18 protein-coding genes and 1 tRNA gene are annotated in these 17286 nt (G+C 64.2%); 11 read left to right on the forward strand and 8 right to left on the reverse strand.

What is annotated here, in order from left to right; translation table 11 throughout:
• Nucleotide 1 precedes the first annotated feature (1 nt).
• Both FJ967_RS09915 and FJ967_RS09920 read left to right on the forward strand, forming a co-directional pair.
• A complete protein-coding gene (locus tag FJ967_RS09915) occupies nucleotides 2-877 on the forward strand; it encodes a branched-chain amino acid ABC transporter permease (RefSeq protein ID WP_056566011.1) in 876 nt (291 codons plus the stop codon).
• Nucleotides 874-1908, forward strand: a complete 1035-nt coding sequence (locus tag FJ967_RS09920; protein ID WP_140731536.1) for a branched-chain amino acid ABC transporter permease — start codon at nucleotides 874-876, stop codon at nucleotides 1906-1908. The genes FJ967_RS09915 and FJ967_RS09920 overlap by 4 nt, the downstream gene beginning before the upstream one ends.
• 15 nt (nucleotides 1909-1923) lie before the next feature.
• On the opposite strand, the gene FJ967_RS09925 is transcribed toward FJ967_RS09920, so the two are convergent.
• The 5 genes from FJ967_RS09925 to FJ967_RS09945 all read right to left on the reverse strand — a co-directional run bounded on the left by FJ967_RS09925 (nucleotide 1924) and on the right by FJ967_RS09945 (nucleotide 6847).
• Nucleotides 1924-3240 (reverse strand): ArgE/DapE family deacylase, encoded by a 1317-nt coding sequence (locus FJ967_RS09925; protein WP_140731537.1) that lies wholly within the window; start codon nucleotides 3238-3240, stop codon nucleotides 1924-1926.
• Nucleotides 3241-3281: 41 nt separating this feature from the next.
• A complete protein-coding gene (locus tag FJ967_RS09930; protein ID WP_140731736.1) occupies nucleotides 3282-4187 on the reverse strand; it encodes a MurR/RpiR family transcriptional regulator in 906 nt (301 codons plus the stop codon).
• A 94-nt stretch (nucleotides 4188-4281) separates the two neighbouring features.
• Nucleotides 4282-5910 (reverse strand): DUF882 domain-containing protein, encoded by a 1629-nt coding sequence (locus FJ967_RS09935; protein ID WP_181175757.1) that lies wholly within the window; start codon nucleotides 5908-5910, stop codon nucleotides 4282-4284.
• A gap of 182 nt (nucleotides 5911-6092) precedes the next feature.
• Nucleotides 6093-6638 carry a serine acetyltransferase gene (locus FJ967_RS09940; protein WP_140731539.1) on the reverse strand — a complete coding sequence of 182 codons (546 nt, stop codon included), beginning with the start codon at nucleotides 6636-6638 and terminating at the stop codon, nucleotides 6093-6095.
• Nucleotides 6639-6772: 134 nt separating this feature from the next.
• Nucleotides 6773-6847, reverse strand: a tRNA-Thr gene (locus FJ967_RS09945).
• Between the two features lie 161 nt (nucleotides 6848-7008).
• On the opposite strand from FJ967_RS09945, the gene FJ967_RS09950 reads away from it, so the two are divergent.
• The 9 genes from FJ967_RS09950 to yacG all read left to right on the forward strand — a co-directional run bounded on the left by FJ967_RS09950 (nucleotide 7009) and on the right by yacG (nucleotide 12710).
• Nucleotides 7009-7209: a hypothetical protein gene (locus tag FJ967_RS09950; protein ID WP_140731540.1), complete on the forward strand. Its 201-nt coding sequence runs from the start codon at nucleotides 7009-7011 to the stop codon at nucleotides 7207-7209.
• Nucleotides 7210-7338: 129 nt separating this feature from the next.
• The gene (murA, locus tag FJ967_RS09955) at nucleotides 7339-8631 is read left to right on the forward strand and encodes a UDP-N-acetylglucosamine 1-carboxyvinyltransferase (protein WP_140731541.1); all 1293 of its coding nucleotides are present in this window, start codon (nucleotides 7339-7341) and stop codon (nucleotides 8629-8631) included.
• A 182-nt stretch (nucleotides 8632-8813) separates the two neighbouring features.
• Nucleotides 8814-9248, forward strand: coding sequence for a DUF2948 family protein (locus FJ967_RS09960; RefSeq protein ID WP_140731542.1), 435 nt, complete (start codon nucleotides 8814-8816; stop codon nucleotides 9246-9248).
• A gap of 7 nt (nucleotides 9249-9255) precedes the next feature.
• A complete protein-coding gene (hisD, locus tag FJ967_RS09965; RefSeq protein WP_140731543.1) occupies nucleotides 9256-10548 on the forward strand; it encodes a histidinol dehydrogenase in 1293 nt (430 codons plus the stop codon).
• A gap of 6 nt (nucleotides 10549-10554) precedes the next feature.
• Complete coding sequence (locus FJ967_RS09970; protein ID WP_140731544.1) at nucleotides 10555-11040, forward strand: UPF0262 family protein; 486 nt, start codon at nucleotides 10555-10557, stop codon at nucleotides 11038-11040.
• Complete coding sequence (locus FJ967_RS09975; protein WP_140731545.1) at nucleotides 11028-11498, forward strand: low molecular weight phosphatase family protein; 471 nt, start codon at nucleotides 11028-11030, stop codon at nucleotides 11496-11498. The genes FJ967_RS09970 and FJ967_RS09975 overlap by 13 nt, the downstream gene beginning before the upstream one ends.
• A gap of 149 nt (nucleotides 11499-11647) precedes the next feature.
• Entirely contained in the window at nucleotides 11648-11866 is a 219-nt protein-coding gene (gene infA, locus FJ967_RS09980) for a translation initiation factor IF-1 (protein WP_006329283.1), read from the forward strand.
• Between the two features lie 23 nt (nucleotides 11867-11889).
• Nucleotides 11890-12516 carry a Maf-like protein gene (locus FJ967_RS09985; protein ID WP_140731546.1) on the forward strand — a complete coding sequence of 209 codons (627 nt, stop codon included), beginning with the start codon at nucleotides 11890-11892 and terminating at the stop codon, nucleotides 12514-12516.
• A complete protein-coding gene (yacG, locus tag FJ967_RS09990; RefSeq protein ID WP_140731547.1) occupies nucleotides 12513-12710 on the forward strand; it encodes a DNA gyrase inhibitor YacG in 198 nt (65 codons plus the stop codon). Before FJ967_RS09985 ends, yacG begins: the two co-directional genes overlap by 4 nt.
• 14 nt (nucleotides 12711-12724) lie before the next feature.
• Here the strand turns inward: yacG and FJ967_RS09995 are convergent, their stop codons facing one another.
• From FJ967_RS09995 to ugpC, 3 genes are read right to left on the reverse strand one after another with little or no spacing between them, the layout of a single operon-like run.
• On the reverse strand, nucleotides 12725-14095 hold the full coding sequence (locus tag FJ967_RS09995; RefSeq protein WP_140731548.1) for an alpha-glucosidase/alpha-galactosidase: 1371 nt from the start codon (nucleotides 14093-14095) through the stop codon (nucleotides 12725-12727).
• Nucleotides 14096-14136: 41 nt separating this feature from the next.
• On the reverse strand, nucleotides 14137-16164 hold the full coding sequence (locus FJ967_RS10000) for an aldo/keto reductase (RefSeq protein WP_140731549.1): 2028 nt from the start codon (nucleotides 16162-16164) through the stop codon (nucleotides 14137-14139).
• Nucleotides 16165-16198: 34 nt separating this feature from the next.
• Nucleotides 16199-17278, reverse strand: a complete 1080-nt coding sequence (gene ugpC, locus FJ967_RS10005) for a sn-glycerol-3-phosphate ABC transporter ATP-binding protein UgpC (RefSeq protein WP_140731550.1) — start codon at nucleotides 17276-17278, stop codon at nucleotides 16199-16201.
• Between the last annotated feature and the right edge of the window lie 8 nt (nucleotides 17279-17286).

A 17286-nucleotide genomic window follows, 5' to 3' on the forward strand; every position in this document is an offset into this window, starting at 1 on the left:
CATGAGCGCATTGGCGGAAATCCTGTTCGGCGGCCTGTTCCAGGGTTCGCTCTACGCCATGATGGCGGTCGGGCTGGCACTGGTCTGGACGACGATCGGCGTGTTCAACTTCAGTCATGGCGTGTTCATGATGCTGGGCGCCTATGTCGCCTGGCAACTGGTCGAACTCGGCCTGCCGGCGGCAGTGGCCTTCCCGGTCGCCGTCGTCGTGATGGCCGGTGTCGGCTGGATATTGCAGGCAAGCGTCGTGCGGCCGCTGATCGGCCGCCCCAACATCGTGCTGGTCGTGGTCATCACCACACTGGCCGCCGGATCGCTGATCGAGAACGGCGCGCTGACCATCTGGGGGCCGCGCTCGAAGCAGATCCCCGCGCTGATCGACGGCAACGCCACCATCGGCGGCGTCGGCGTTTCGCTGCACCAGATCGCCATCATCGTCATCACGCCGCTGATCCTGGCCGCACTGTGGATGTTCCTCAACCGCACGCGGCTTGGACTGGCGTTGCGCGCCGTGGCGCAGAACGAGGACGCCAGCCATCTGGTCGGCCTCAACGTCACGGCCCTCTATGGGCTCGCCTTCGCCATCGCCGCCTCGCTGGCAGGGCTCGCCGGCATCTTCATGGGCGGCTATCGCTTCATGTCGCCGGTGATGGGGTCGGACCCGCTGCTCAAGGCGCTGATCGTCGTCGTCTTCGGCGGCATATCGAGCATATCGGGACCGATCTTCGCCGCTTATCTGATCGGTTTCTTCGAGGCCGCCTGCAGTTATTATTTCGGCCTCTACTGGACGCCGGCGTTGCTGTTCGGCGTGCTGATCCTGACCCTGATGGTGCGCCCCGAGGGCATTTTCGCCAGCCGCTCGCGAGGCCTCGCATGACCGACACGACCTCGCCGATCACACAGGCCCATATGGCGACGGCAACCCCGGTTGCGCCCGGCCGAACGCCATGGAAACACGAGGCCGTCGGTTTCGTGCTCGGTTTCGCCGTGCTGGCGCTGCTGCCGCTGATCTTCGGCGACACCTACGCCCGCCACATACTGATCATGGCCTTCATCTATGCCATCGTGGCGTCGAACTGGGATCTCAGCCTCGGCTATGGCGGCGTCTTCAACTTCGGCCATCTGGCGCTGTTCGGCATCGGCGTCTACGCCTACAGCCTGCTGACCAAGCTGGCCGGTCTCGACCCGTGGATTGCGCTTTTGGCCAGCGGTGTCATCGCCACGCTTGCCGCGATCGTGGTGACCATCCCGATCCTGCGGCTCAAGGGCATCTACATCATCCTGGTCACCTTCGGATTCGCGCAGCTGGTCATGCAGGTGATCCTCAGCCAGTCCGAGATCACCGGCGGCACGCAAGGCATCGTGCGCATCCCCGGCCTCTACTGGTTCGACCACAACATGGTCCGCGACGCCAAGTCAGCCTATTTCTACATCGCTTTGGCGCTGCTGGTGGCAAGCACTTTGTTCCTGCGGGTGTTCGTGCGCTCGCGCACCGGCGCCAGCATCGTGGCGTTGCGCGACAATGAGGAATACGCCATCAGCCGCGGCGTCTCGATCGTGCGCCAGCGCATGCTGACGCTTGCCGCGAGCGCGTTCTTCACCGGCATCGCCGGCGCCTTCTACGCCGCCTACCAGCGCAATGCCTCGATCGACGTGTTCGGCATGAGCCTGGCGACCATCATCCTGTCGATGGTTCTGTTGGGCGGCACCAGCACCATCTACGGCGCCATTGTCGCTTCCTTCGTGCTGACGATCTTCGCCGAGTGGATGGCCGATTTCGGAGCATGGCGGCCGATGATCACGGCAGTACTGATCATCGGCGTGATGCTCGCCTATCCGAGCGGGCTGGCCGGCATGATCAAGGCCGTATGGGGCGCTGTCGCCGGGCGGATCAAACGCCCGGCCTGAGCGCCTTCGAACGCCTCAGCGGATACCGCACCAGTCGATTACCGAGGCGGCGATGACCTTGGCGGTCTCGACCACCGATTCCATCTCGACATATTCGTTGGCGCCATGGAAGCCGTCGCCCGATGGACCGAAGATGACGCCGTCGACACCGGCCCCGGCATAATGCGCGGCATCGCAGACGGCGACGAAGCCGCTTGCCTTGGGCGCCTTGCCGATAGCGGCCTTGCGTTTCATCAGCGACGTTACCAGCGGATGGTCGACCGGCGTGTTCATGGGCGGAAAATGCAAGCCGCCGAGTTCCCACTGGATGGTCGGAGGGTTGTCGCGCAGCCAAGCGTCGGTCTGCGCGAAGTGATGGACGAAGGCCTCGAAGTCGCGGCGGTATTCGGCCGAGTTTTCGTCGGGCAGGAATTTCATGTCGAGATCGAGCACGGCGACGTCTGGGATGATGGCCGGATTGGTCATCACCGTCGGCAAGCCGTGCTCGCCAAGGCCCGTTCCGCCATGCATGACACCGATGTTGATCGTGTTCATGCCGACCGGCAGCAGCGGATGGGCCCTTGCCCGTGTCCGGTCGAGCTCGTACTGGCGCACGGCGGCAATGAACCGTGCCGCGATCTCGATCGCGTTGACGCCGGGCTTCAGCCGGTCCTTGTCATGCCGCTGCGGGTAGATTTCGTTGTAGCGCAGCGCCGAATGCGCGTTGCGGCCACGGATCGTCACCCGCGCCCATTCAAGCCCGCCCTCGACCGGCAGCACATCGCCCCAGGTCGGCTCGGCGACCAGCACCGCCTTGGCGAGCTTGCCTTTCCTGACCGCGTCCATGGCGCCGAAACCGCCGGCTTCCTCGTCGACGACGGAATGGATCGCCAGCCGGCCCTGCAGCGTGATGCCGGCCTTGCGGATGGCATGGGCGGCGGCGACACAGGCCGCGACACCGCCCTTCATGTCGACCGCCCCACGGCCATAGAGCCGGCCATCGGTGACTTCGCCACCGAACGGATCGACGGACCAGTCTTTCATCTCACCGACTGGCACCACATCGATATGTCCGCACAGGATCAGGCTGCGGTCCTCATCTCCAGCCCATTCGCCGGCCAGATTGGGCCGGCCGGGCAAGGCATCCCACTGCTCGGTGCGGAAGCCATCCTGCCTGAGGATCGGCTCGAGCAGCGCCTGGACATCCGCCTCGCGGTTGATGGCCGGATTGGCTTCGAATTTGGGATTGACCGAAGGGATGCGGACCATGTCGCGGACCAGCCCGATCAGCCACTCGCGGTCGGCCTCGATCTCAGCCTGCACGGCATCGATGACGGTCTTGGTGTCGGCCATGATTGTTCCTTCCTCGCATCGCCGCCCAGGGGGCTTCGACGCTATTTCCTGGGGGTTCTTGGTTTGGTGGTTTCGGTGTCGGACGGGGATAGCGCGGCATCGAGCGTGACGGCATTGGCGCTGCGGATCTTCTCGATGTCCTCGATGCGCTTGCGCACCCCGGCGCCATGGCCTTCCAACGCATGGGCGAACACGGTCTCCATCTGGGCCACGGCGGTCGCCAGCGTGTCGAAAGGCGAATTGGCGTCGATCGCCGCGACCATGGTCAGGTCGGCGATGTCTGATATCGGCGACAGCCACACATCGGTGAACAGCAGGACGGAGACGCCGCGTTCATGCGCCTGCTGCGCAAAGCTCACCACGTCCGACTGGTAGCGCCGGTAATCGAAGACGACGAGGAGATCGCGCTTGCCGAGGTCGATCAACAGGTCGAAATCGGCCGGGCTCAGCGAACCGATGTCGCGCACGCCGGAGCGGAACTGCAGGAGATAACCTGCAAGCATGGAGGCGATATGGCGGCTGAAACGGCCGCCGAGCAGCACGACCTGGCCCTTGGTCTCGAGCAACAGGTTGACCGCACGCGTATAGGCCTGCAGCGGCACCGCCGTGCGGGTACGCTCCAGACTGTCCGAGACTGAATGGAAGTAGGCAAGCGCGGTGCCTTCGCTGGAGCCGCCCGGACGCTTGGCTTCCATCATCAGGAGCGGCGAATGCAGCCGGGATTCCACTTCCGTCAACAACCGCGCCTGGAAGTCGGCAAAGCCGCCATAGCCGAGCTTGGTCATCAGCCGCGTCACGCTGGGGTCGCTGACGCCCGCGCGCCGCGCCAGCCGGGTCGCCGTTCCCAGGCCCGACATGGGATAATCGGCGAGCAGGACCTGAACGATCTTTTCTTCCGCCGACGTGAAAGCCAAGGTGGTGTTGGCCAGTTCTTCGCGGATCGACATGGTCATCGCCTCTCGCTGCGGGGAGACGATTATCTTACAATTTCATGCCTGATTGTCAAATTTGGAAAATATCTTACAGAGCGGAATCGTCGACTTATTTGAAGCTGGCGATGGGCAGGAATTTGACCGCGGAGCCGGTGAAGCGGCGATGGTCGGACGTTTGTCCGCGCGGCCGGAATCCGTCGAGATAGACCTGCTCCGGCGCCGTGCGGATGAAATTGGCGGCAATGATCGGCGCCGCCGCCGAGCCTGCTCCCGCGCTGCCCAGACCTGTCTCCCGGCTGGTCGCCGCCGGCACTATGATTGCGGTGACCCTGGGATCGAGACGCGGCTTGACACGGTCGGCCTTCGGGCTGGCTCCGGCACGATCCTGGGGTTTCGACGCCGGGACAGCGATGCGCTGACCGGCCAGCGGATCGAGACCGTCATCGGCATGATGCAGGGCCAGCAGGACGCCGATCGCGTCGGCCGGTTTGGCTGTCTCCGGCTGAAGCGCCGCGACGACCTGGCCTTCCGGCCGCCAGGTCGGCACGGGAACGCCCCGCGCCACGATCTCGGGAGCGATGCTCGCGGCGGCATCCGGCTTGCCCGCCGGACTCGCGGCGGCGGTTGCCAAAGGCGTCGCTGTCACCAGATCGTCCCGCGCCTGGGAGGCGCTGGCTATCGCGAACGGCACGGTCCGCGGGGTCGGGATACTGGCCTCGGCGCGCGGCGCGAAAGCGGGCACTGGAACGGCGCCGGGCGCCATCGCCATGACAATTGCTTCAGGCGTCGTCTGCCCGGCTGGCGGTTCTTCAGCCGGTTCGACGGAAGCGATCTGAATGTCCGCCCGTTGGGCTGCCTCCGGCGCCACGATGGCGATCTTCGGTGCCGGGCTGGATTCGACCGGCTTGGCCGGCTTGCGCGGCACGGGCGCCGCTTCGGCTGCATCATCGGCTTCGTCCGCGCCGCGCCCACCCAGAAGCGTCGCCAGCAGGCCACGCGCCGGCCGGCGCTGGCCGCCATCGGCGCTGGCCAGTTCTATATTGGGCGTGCCGGCCGCCTTGCGCGATTTATAGGCGGCAAACGCCTGCTCGTAGCCAGGCATCGGTTTGCCGTCGCTCGGCACATGCAGCGTGTTGCCGTTCGGGAAGACCCTGGCGAGTTCCTGGCGGCTGATGCCCGGCCAGTGCCGCACATTGCCGACATCCATATGGATGAAGGGCGAACCGGAGGTCGGATAATAGCCGACGCCGCCGCCTTGCATCTTGAGGCCGATGTCGCGCAGCTTTTTCAGCGGCACATCCGGCAGGAAGAAGTCCATGGCGCGGCCGACCATGTGCTGGCTTTCCTTGGCCACCCCCTTCGAGCGGCCGCGCAGCATGGCGTTGGTCGCCGGCGAGCGATAGGCGCTGACCACATGGATGTAGCTGCTCGAACCGCTGGCCCGGTAGGCCTGCCAGACAAGATCGAGCAGGCGCGGGTCCATCCTGGTCGGCTCGTTGCGGCGCCAGTCGCGCAGCATGAAGTTGATCTTCTTCAATCCCGCCTGATCGTAGCGTCCATTGCGCTTGAAGACGATCTCGGCCTTCTCGCCGGTATGAAGATGCTGAATCCTGAGAGCGCGCGTTTCGGCGAACGCATCGGTGATGCACATGCAGAAGAAAGCGACCGCGAAGGCCGGCAACCGTGTCCACCAGCTCAAACCGCCGGGCGCTTTCTCATCGCTTTCAATCACGTTCATGCCTTGCACATCGTTCCTGTTTGGGGCGAATTGACGTCTTTGCCGGTGAGAGCCTGCCTTTCGGCGCTCTCTCCGGCGATTGCTTGACCGGGCGGGCATGTTGGCCATCCACGATACATACTATCGAAGAACAGCATCTTGGTTAACGAATCGTGTCGTGCCCGGCCGTGCCATCCGGCTGCTCACGCCGCCGGCGGCCAGCGATTGGTGATGAAATTGTGCCGCCGGGCCCTGTCGATCGGCCGCGCGGGAACCCCGACCGCCGTGCTGCCGGCTGGAATATCCCGGGTAACGACAGCACCGGCGCCGATAAGCGAATGGCTGCCGATGGTGACGTCCTCTACGATGCATACGCTCGGGCCGATATAGACCTCGTCCCCTATCGAAGCGGATTTGCCGAGCGTCGCCCCGATCGTCACATACTGGGAAATGTTGCAATTGTTGCCGATCGTGGCGGTATGATGAACCACGCAGGGGCCGCCATGGCCGATGTAAAAGCCAAGACCGATCCTTGTCTCCACGGGAATCTGGATGCCGAATTTCCTCATCTTCAAGGAGACGAAGAGCCGGGCTATCCGACGCAGCACGGAACTGTCCGACTGCGCGATCCGATGCCAGACCATGTAGTTGAAGCCTCGATTGGTCAGGTATTGCCGGCACAATGTCTTGGCGTCGCTTCGGCGTGTATAGCGGTAGAGATCGCTTTTGATGGCCTCGAATATCTGCATCTGCGGCCCTTGGCACCTGCCCAAAGCGGATTCGCACACTAGATCATCCCGGCAGCGCGAAAGGAACAAACGCCACGGGCTATCCACGGTTTCCAGCGCGCTGGCGTGACGGACGGTTCTGGTTTCGGGAAATCTGGTGCTGCGAGAGAGGATTGAACTCTCGACCTCTCCCTTACCAAGGGAGTGCTCTACCACTGAGCTACCGCAGCCGCCGATGGCGGGGCTTCTGCCATATCGAATCGACAAGCGCAAGGCCAAGAACAACGCAACTGTGAAAGCCTTTGCCGGATAGCTTTCGATGACATGGCCGTGCCACAATGTTGGCTATGCCTGAGGGACGGGCTGGCCGGTCGCCGGCTTGGACGGGATGATGAACGACAAGACGATTCCAGCGAAAACGGGCGGCATGGACCGCAAGGACCGGCTTGCCGAGCAATTGCGGGCCAATCTGCAGAAGCGCAAGGCACAGTCGCGCTCGCGGCGCAGTGGCGACGCCGACAAGCGGCGCGCCGGCGAAGCCGACAAGCGGCCCGACGGGCTGGCGGTGGCTGGGAAAACGCAGAAAGATTAACTCAAATCGGCCACTCTTGGCCCGGGGTGGGCGAAATCCTATTTCTTGAACCAGATTGGCCAATGGTCTAGACGGGCCGATACTCAACCGATTGAACCGGCTTTTTCGAGCCGAGAGGGACGTTTTTCCATGGATCGCATCAGAATTGTCGGCGGCAACAAGCTTGCCGGAAGCATTCCGATTTCGGGCGCGAAAAACGCCGCTTTGCCGCTGATGATCGCCTCGCTTTTGACCGACGACACGCTGACGCTGGAAAACGTGCCGCATCTGGCCGATGTCGAGCAGCTGATCCGTATCCTGGGCAATCACGGCGTCGATTATTCGGTCAACGGCCGCCGCGAGAAGCAGAATGAGGGCTATTCGCGCACCATCAACTTCTCCGCCCGCAACATCGTCGACACGACAGCCCCTTATGAGCTGGTGTCCAAGATGCGCGCCTCGTTCTGGGTGATCGGTCCGCTGCTGGCCCGTATGGGCGAGGCCAAGGTCTCGCTGCCCGGCGGCTGTGCCATCGGCACGCGCCCGGTCGACCTGTTCCTCGAAGGCCTGCAGGCATTGGGCGCCGACCTTGATGTCGACACCGGCTATGTCATCGCCAGGACCAAGAACGGCCGGCTCGTCGGCAACCGCTATGTCTTCCCCAAGGTTTCTGTCGGCGCCACGCATGTGTTGATGATGGCGGCCTCGCTCGCCAAGGGCGAGACGGTGCTTGAGAACGCTGCCTGCGAGCCCGAGATCGTCAATCTCGCCGAATGCCTCAACGCCATGGGCGCCAGGATTTCCGGCGCCGGCACGCCTACCATCACCATCGACGGCGTCGAAGCGCTGTCGGGGGCGCGCGTGCGCGTCATCCCCGACCGCATCGAGACCGGCACCTACGCGATGGCGGTGGCCATGACCGGTGGCGACGTCGTGCTGGAAGGCGCGCGGCCGGAGCTCTTGCAGACCGCGCTGGACGTGATTTCGCAGACCGGCGCCGAGATCACGCCGACCAATTCCGGCATCCGCGTCAGGCGCAACGGGGCCGGCATCTCCCCGGTCGACGTCACGACCGCCCCCTTCCCGGCCTTCCCGACCGATCTTCAGGCGCAGTTCATGGGCCTGATGACCATGGCCAAGGGCAAATCGCGCATCACCGAGACGATCTTCGAAAACCGCTTCATGCACGTCCAGGAACTGGCCCGGCTTGGCGCCCACATCACGCTTTCTGGCCAGACGGCGATCGTCGATGGCGTGGCGAAGCTGAAAGGCGCGCCGGTCATGGCGACCGATCTTCGCGCCTCCGTCTCGTTGGTGATTGCCGGCCTCGCGGCCGAAGGCGAAACCACGGTCAACCGCGTCTACCACCTCGACCGCGGCTTCGAGCGGCTGGAGGAAAAGCTGTCCAATTGCGGTGCGGTGATCGAGCGTATTTCGGCGTAGGCGAAATCCCACGGCTTCCGGGGCAGACATTTCGTCTGTCTCGGCCCCGAACCGGATAGATGGGTAACAGTTGCGCCCCTGTATCCGCCACGACACCAGGCGGATTGCCTGGCGCGGTTGCACGGATCGCCAAGACCGCCTAACAGAAGGCTGAACAGTCAACCTTCAGGTGTGCATTCCGCATGGCAGCCTTAAAACTCATCGCGCTCGACGACCAGGACCTGAGCATCGTCTCGGCTCATGTCCAGGACGCCGTGATGAAGGTTTCGGACCTCGAATTCCTGCCCTCGGCCAAGCGTTTCGTGCTGACCATGAACCGCTTCGTCTGGGAAGCGAAGTCGGGCCTGTTTCGCCAGCACAATGAACGGCGACAGGCCGTGCTGCATTTCGACCGGGTGCTGGGCGCCAAGACCAGCGGCATCGCGCGCGACAAGCCGGCCGAGGTTTTGTCGCTGCTGGCGATCAGCTTCGTCGAGATCAGCAAGCCGGCCGGCATCGTCGAGCTGGTCTTTTCGGGGGGCGGCGCGATCATGCTCGATGTCGAATGCATCGAGGCCCGTCTTGCCGACATCGGCGGCGCGTGGGAAGCCACGTCGCGCCCCGTCCACAAGGCTTGAACACAAAATGGCCATCACGCTTGCCCAGTCCGGCGCCGATTTCGAGCAGCGTTTCGCCGCCTTCCTGACGACCAAGCGGGAAGTGTCGGAGGATGTCGACGCCGCGGTCCGGCAAATCATCGCGCGCGTGCGCTCCGAAGGCGACGCGGCCCTTATCGACTATACGATGAGATTCGACCGTGCCGACCTCGGCGGTCTGGGCATCGCGGTATCGAGGAACGATATCGCCGAGGCTTACAAGGCCGCCGACCCCAGGACGATCGAGGCGCTCGAATTCGCGCGCGATCGCATCCGAGCCTATCACGAGCGGCAACGGCCCAAGGACGACCGTTTCACCGATGCGGCCGGCGTCGAGCTCGGCTGGCGCTGGACCGCGATCGAGGCGGTCGGGCTCTATGTGCCGGGCGGCACGGCGAGCTATCCGAGTTCGGTGCTGATGAACGCCATCCCGGCCAGAGTGGCAGGCGTCGAGCGCATCGTCATGGTGGTGCCTGCCCCCGGCGGCGTCATCAACCCGCTGGTGCTGGTGGCGGCCGACATCGCCGGCGTGTCTGAAATCTACCGCGTCGGCGGCGCCCAGGCGATCGCGGCGCTTGCCTATGGAACGCGGACGATCCGCCCTGTCGCCAAGATCGTCGGCCCGGGCAATGCCTATGTCGCCGCGGCAAAGCGACAGGTGTTCGGCACCGTCGGCATCGACATGATCGCCGGCCCGTCGGAAGTCCTTATCGTCGCCGACGCCGACAATGATCCGGACTGGATCGCCGCCGATCTTCTGGCCCAGGCCGAACACGACGTGTCGGCGCAATCGATCCTGATCACCGACGATCCGGCTTTCGGCAAGGCCGTCGAGCAAGCGGTCGAGCGCCAGTTACGGAACCTGCCGCGCGCCGAAACGGCGGCGGCGAGCTGGCGCGATTTCGGCGCGGTGATCCTCGTTCCAACCATCGAGGCCTCGCTGCCATTGGTCGACCGGATCGCCGCCGAGCATGTCGAGCTTGCCATCGCGGACGCGGAGACCTTCCTCGGCAGGATGCGCAATGCCGGCGCGGTGTTTGTCGGCCGTCACACGCCGGAAGCCATTGGCGACTATGTCGGCGGCTCCAACCACGTTCTGCCGACGGCGCGCTCGGCGCGCTTCTCATCGGGCCTGTCGGTGCTCGACTTCGTCAAGCGCACCTCGATCCTGAAGCTCGGGCCCGAGCAGTTGCGAGCGCTGGCGCCCGCCGCGATGGCACTCGCCGGGGCGGAAGGGCTGGACGCGCATGGCCGTTCCGTCTCCATACGGCTGAACATGTAGGCCGAGATGACGGGACCCGATCAAACCCGCGCAAAACTGATCGATATCGAACTCGATGAATCGATCGGCCGTTCGACGCCCGATGTCGAGCACGAGCGGGCGGTGGCCATCTTCGACCTGATCGAGGAGAACAGTTTCCAGCCCGTCAACGACAACGGTACAGGTCCTTACCGGCTTAAGCTGTCACTGGCCGAATCCCGTCTTGTCTTTGCCGTGGCGCGAGAGGACGGCGCTGCGGTCGTTACCCACATCCTGTCGCTGACGCCGCTCAGGCGCATCGTCAAGGATTACTATATGATCTGCGAGAGCTATTACGACGCCATCCGCTCTTCGACGCCGAGCCATATCGAGGCGATCGACATGGGCCGGCGCGGCCTGCACAATGAGGGCTCGCAGACGCTGATGGATCGGCTGTCCGGCAAGATCGACATCGATTTCGACACGGCGCGACGGCTGTTCACGCTGGTCTGCGTGCTGCACTGGCGGGGCTGATCCTGGCTGCCGGCGCCCTGCCCCGCTCGATCCTGTTCCTGTGCGGGATGAATGCCGTGCGCTCGCCAATGGCCGAGCAGCTGGCGCGCCGGATGCTGTCGGCCGCCACCTTCGTCGCCTCGGCGGGCGTTCGCGCCGGCGAACGCGACCCGTTCGTCGATGCGGTTCTGGCCGAAGAGGGCCTGTCGCTCGGCGAACGCCATCCAAGGACGATGGACGATCTCGAGGACGACTATTTCGACCTGATCGTCACGCTGGCGCCGGAAGCGCACCACGCGGCACTGGAGCTGACCCGCTCGCTCGCCGTCGAGGTCGAATACTGGCCGACGCCGGATCCGACCGATGCCGGCGGCACGCGCGAACACATCATGGCCAGCTATCGAGACGTGCGCGAGCGGCTGAAATCGCGTATAAGCCGACGTTTTTTGCTTCCAGAAGCAGAAAAAGCGACGGATTAAGCGTGTTCACAAGCGCACGATTATCATATAGGTTCCGCCGAAATTCCGGCCGGAGTCGGAAGTTGAGCATGATGCCGTCCGAAAACCGCTTCACAGTTTTCGGCATCATGCTCTAGGCGCCGGAACTGCCATCCAAGCAAAGGTATCGAATGCCGAAGGAAGAAGTCCTCGAGTTTCCGGGTATCGTGACGGAATTGTTGCCCAACGCGATGTTCAGGGTGAAGCTCGAAAACGAACACGAGATCATCGCCCATACGGCCGGCCGCATGCGCAAGAACCGCATCCGCGTGCTGACCGGCGACAAGGTTCTGGTCGAGATGACGCCATACGACCTGACCAAGGGCCGCATCACCTACCGCTTCAAGTAAGATCAGGGCCCGACTGGTTCGCGATGAGCATTTTGCAGAAGCTGGTGCTTGCCTCGGGTTCGCCGCGCCGCATCGAACTCTTGCAGCAGGCCGGCATCGAGCCGGACCGCATCCTGCCCGCCGATATCGACGAGACGCCGCTGCGCGCGGAGCATCCCCGCTCGCTGGCGAAGCGCCTGTCGAAGGAAAAGGCCGAGAAGGCCTTCGCGTCGATGAAGACCGAGACCGACTATGCGCCGAGCTTCGTGCTGGCCGCCGACACGGTGGTGGCAGTCGGGCGGCGCATCCTGCCCAAGGCCGAGACGCTGGACGACGCCGCCAATTGTCTGGGGCTGTTGTCGGGCCGTTCGCACCGGGTCTATTCCGGCATCTGCCTGATCACGCCGGGCGGCAAATTGCGTCAGCGGCTGGTCGAAACGCGGGTGCGTTTCAAGCGATTGCCGCGCGAAGAGATCGACGCCTATGTCGCCTCCGGCGAGTGGCGGGGCAAGGCCGGTGGCTACGCCGTGCAGGGTTTGGCCGGCGCCTTCGTGGTCAAGCTCGTCGGCTCCTACACCAACATTGTCGGCCTTCCCCTTTACGAGACGGTGGCTCTGCTGTCCGGCGAAGGCTTCAAGGTCCATCAGAACTGGCTGTCCGCGCGGCCATGAGCCTCGACGACAAGGTAACCCCGCTACGGCCAAAGCGGCCCTGCCCCGAATGCGGCAAGCCGTCGGCGCGAGAGACCTATCCGTTCTGCTCGACACGCTGCAAGGACATCGACCTCAATCGCTGGCTGAAGGGTGCCTATGTCATCTCGGCCCGCGACGACGAGGACGAGCCCGACACCGACGAGCCGAAGTGAGATGGGCCCGCCGGTCAGGCGGCTTCGTTCTTGCGTTTCACCCGCGCCCAGGCCGGCAGCCAGTCACCGTGAGCGGCCAGGAGATCGTCGACCAATGACCAGATCTGGTCGAGATCGAGCTCGGCCGCGGTGTGCGGATCCATCATCGCGGCATGGTAGATGTGGTCGCGGTTCTCGCTCATCAGCGCCCGTACCGTCAGTTCCTGCACGTTGATGTTGGTGCGGATCAGCGCCGTCAGTTGCGGCGGCAGGTCGCCGATGTAAGTCGGCTGGATGCCGGAGGCATCGAACAGGCACGGCACTTCGGCGACGCAATCGCGAGGCAGCGATGTGATGCAGCCATTGTTGCGGACATTGCCGTAGATCACCGAGGGTTCGCCGGTCCAGACCGAGTTCATGATCGAGGACGCATATTCCCTGGACTCCTCGACCTCGATGCGCTGGGCCGAGCGGTAGGCCTGCGCCTGGTCCTGCCAGCGCTCGATCTGCTCGATGCAGCGCTTGGGATATTCGTCGAGCGGAATGCCATATTTCTCGATCAGGTCGGGGCGGCCGTCCTTGATGAAATAGGGCGTGTATTCGGCGAAATGCTCGGAGCTTTCAGTGACGAAATAGCCGAGCCGGGTCAGCATCTCGTAGCGCACCTTGTTGGGGCAGCGGGGATTCCGGCCTGGCTTGGGCGCCCGGCCCTCGCGATAGGCACGCACCAGGTCGGGATAGAGATCGCGGTAGGAGCCGTCCGGCTGACGATGCTCGAATTTGAGATAAAAGGCCATGTGGTTGATGCCGGCCGAGCGGTAGCGGATCTCGTCATAGGGAACGTCGAGATCGTTGGCGAGCTCCATCGCCGTGCCCTGCACCGAGTGGCAGAGCCCGACCTGCCTGATTTCGGGATATTTCTCAGATATCGCCCATGTGTTGATCGCCATCGGGTTGACGTATTGCAGCATGATCGCCTGCGGACAGACGGCGAGCATGTCTTCGCAGATCTTCCACAGATGCGGAACGGTCCTCAAGCCGCGCATGATACCGCCGACGCCGAGCGTATCGGCGATCGTCTGGCGCAGCCCGTATTTCTTCGGCACTTCGAAATCGGTGACGGTGCAGGGTTCGTAGCCGCCGATCTGAAAGGCGACGACGACGAAGTCGGCGCCTTCCAGGGCCTTGCGCTGATCCGAGAAGGTCTCGGCCTTGGCCTTGACGCCCAAGGTGCCGATCAGCTTGTTGACGACGAGCGCGCTCTCTTCCAGTCGTTGCGGGTTGATGTCCATCAGCGCGATGGTCGCGCCGGACAGCGCCGGCCGCTGCAGCACGTCGCCGACGATATTCTTCATGAACACGGTCGAGCCGGCGCCGATAAACGTGATCCTGGGATGTCTTGCCACGCCAATCTCCGGCATATGTTCAGGGCTTGACGCGGCTTCGACTATGCCGCGCGCAGGCTGCCGCCGTCCAGCCACGCCAGCTCGGCCGGCGACAGCGATATCTTCAAGGCCAGCAGGCTGTCGTCGAGTTCGCCAAGCGTGCGCGGACCGATCAGAGGAACCGACGGGAAGGGCTGGTTGAGCACGTAGGCCAGAGCGATATGGATCGGGCTCTTGCCCAGACGGGCGGCGAGCTCGATGGCGCGGTCGCGGCGGCCGAAATTGCGCTCTGAGTACCAGACCCGCACCAATTCCTCATTGTCGCGCCTGTCGCGCCCGGCACGATCGGTGAAGAAGCCACGCCCCTGGCTCGACCAGGCGAAATTCGGCATCTGCCTGGAGGTCAGCCAAGCCTTCCACTCGTCACTGGAGGCGGCCACGCAGCCGGCCCAGATCGGCTCCAGCATCTCGGCCAGCGAGAAGTTGTTGGAGAGCGCGCCCGGCTTCTGCGCGCCGGTGCGCTCGGCATAGGCAATCGCCTCGTCCATGCGCCGCATCGTCCAGTTCGAACCGCCGAACGGCCCACGGATGCGGCCCGCCTTGGCCTCGCGGTCCATCGCGTCGACGAACTCGCCGACCGGCACGTCCGGATTGTCGCGATGCATGAAATAGATGTCGACGTGGTCGGTCTGCAGGCGGTCGAGCGACTGGGCAAGCTGCTTGCCGATCACGTCGGGATAGCAAAGCGGCGAATGTGCGCCCTTGGCGATGATCACCGACTGCTCGCGCACGCCACGGCTCTTCAACCATTCGCCGAGCAGCTTCTCGGTGTAGCCGGCGCCGTAGACATAGCCGGTGTCGAACAGATTGCCGCCGGCCTCGAAGAAGGCGTCGAGCAGGATCGAGCCGGAGGAAAAGGTGCGGAAATCCTCGAAGCCGAGCGCCACCACCGATGCCGGTTTCGGCAGGCCCGGAATGCCGCGCCTGCCGATTGCCGTTCCGCCTGAACGCAGCGGCCGGCCGGAGATGGTGCCGGTGCGATGGGACGCTTTCTCGATCTCGTACTCCAGCCCCACCGCCGCGCGCCATTTGTCGAGCACCTGCAAAGTGCCGAGACTGTCGGCCCAGCCCATGCCCGGCCAGGCGAATTCCTGGCGCCCGGCGCGAATGGCCTCGCCGGCGGCATCGACCTCGAAGGAATAGACGTGGCGCGTCTCGTTGACGCTGATGGTCTCGCGCGCGCCGTCGGCGCCGATCACGTCGATGCGGCCAAGGCCGATATCGCGGTCGCCGCCGGCGAACCAGAAGTCCGGCACCTCGATGCGTCCCTTGGTGCCGAAGATGCGCAGCACATTGTCCTGATTGAGCGAGATGCTGCAGGACACCTCGGCGACGATGCCGCCGGGAAAGTGCAGGACGGCGGAAGCCCATTCGTCGACGCCGGATTGGCCAAGATGGGCCGCGCCCGCGACCTTGTCGGGCTCCGCGAATGGCGCTCCGGCCGCAGCGCCCGCGATCAGCCGCACCATCGAGACGGGATAACCGCCAACATCGAGAATGCCGCCGCCGGCGAGATCGTTGGCGTAGAGCCGGTGCTCCGGCATGAAACCAGGCATGGCGAAGCCGAAGCTCGATTTGATCATCCTGATCTCGCCGATGAGACCCGACCGGATCAGTTCCACCAGCCTCAGCGTCTGCGGATGCAGCCGGTACATGAAGGCTTCGCCGAGGAAAGTGCCAGCCTTGCGCGCGGCATGCATCATGGCGTCGGCCTCGAAGGCGGTCAGTGCAATCGGCTTCTCGCACAGCACATGCTTGCCGGCTTCCGCCGCCCTGATCGCCCACTGCGCGTGGCCGGGATGCGGGATGGAAATATAGACCGCGTCGATATCCGGATCGGCGAGCAAGGCTTCGTAACCGTCGATGATGCGGGCGCCGGGAAAGCTCTCCGCCAGGCCCGGTTTGCCGGGATTGCGTGCGCCGATGGCGGCCAGCTTCCCGCTGCGCGAGCCTGCGAGCCCTCCGGCAAAGGCCTTGGCGATGCCGCCCGGCCCAAGGATCCCCCAGCGAATGGGCGTGGTTGAAGTCATGGTCATTCTCCTTGAAGGCGGAAGGGTCGGCCGCTCAGCGCAGCCGCAGCCCTTTTTCGTCGAACAGATAGGATTTGCGGATGGAAACGGTGACTTCCGAGGTGTCGGGAACCTTTGCCGCGTCGCGCTGGATCACGACGTCCTCGCCATCGGCCGTCCTGGCGTAGAGGAAGCTCGTGCCGCCCAGATGCTCGACCACGTCGATGGCAACGGCAAGGTCGGCATCGCCTTCCCCGGCGATGCCGAAATGTTCGGGCCGCACGCCGACGATGACCTTGCTGCCGGTTTCGGGCACGGCATCGGTCAGTGGCTGCGTGATGCGGGTCTTCTCCGCGCCCGCCAGTTCGACCACGACCTCCTTTGCGCCGCGACCGACAATATGGCCCTTGATGAAATTCATCTTCGGCGAACCGACAAAGCCGGCGACGAAAATATTGTCGGGATTGTCGTAGAGATCGAGCGGCCGGCCGATCTGCTCGACATGGCCGGCGCGCAGCACGACGATCCTGTCGGCCAGCGTCATCGCCTCGGTCTGGTCGTGGGTGACGTAGACCATGGTGGTGCCCAGTTCCTTGTGCAGACGCGAAATCTCGACCCGCATCTGGACGCGCAGTTCGGCGTCGAGATTGGAGAGCGGCTCGTCGAACAAGAACACTTGCGGCTCGCGCACGATGGCGCGGCCGATGGCGACGCGCTGGCGCTGGCCGCCGGACAGGTTTTTGGGACGCCGCTCCATTAATTCGCTGATACGCAGTATCTCGGCCGCCCGCTTCACCCGCCGCTCGGTATCGGCCTTCGGATTGCCGGTCATGCGCAACCCGAAGGACAGGTTCTGTTCGACGCTCATATGCGGATAGAGCGCGTAGGACTGGAACACCATGGCGATGCCGCGGTCGGCCGGCTCGACATCGTTGACCACCTTTCCGCCGATGGCGATCTCGCCGCCGCTGATATCCTCCAGCCCGGCAATCATCCTGAGCAGCGTGGACTTGCCGCAACCCGACGGGCCGACGAACACGACGAACTCGCCGTCCTTGATGTCGATATTGGCACCGTGGACGACCTCGAAGACGCCGAAGCGCTTGACGACATTGGTGAGCTTGACGTTTGCCATGCCAGGCC

Source organism: Mesorhizobium sp. B2-3-4, assembly GCF_006442315.1.
Classification (GTDB): Bacteria; Pseudomonadota; Alphaproteobacteria; order Rhizobiales; family Rhizobiaceae; genus Mesorhizobium.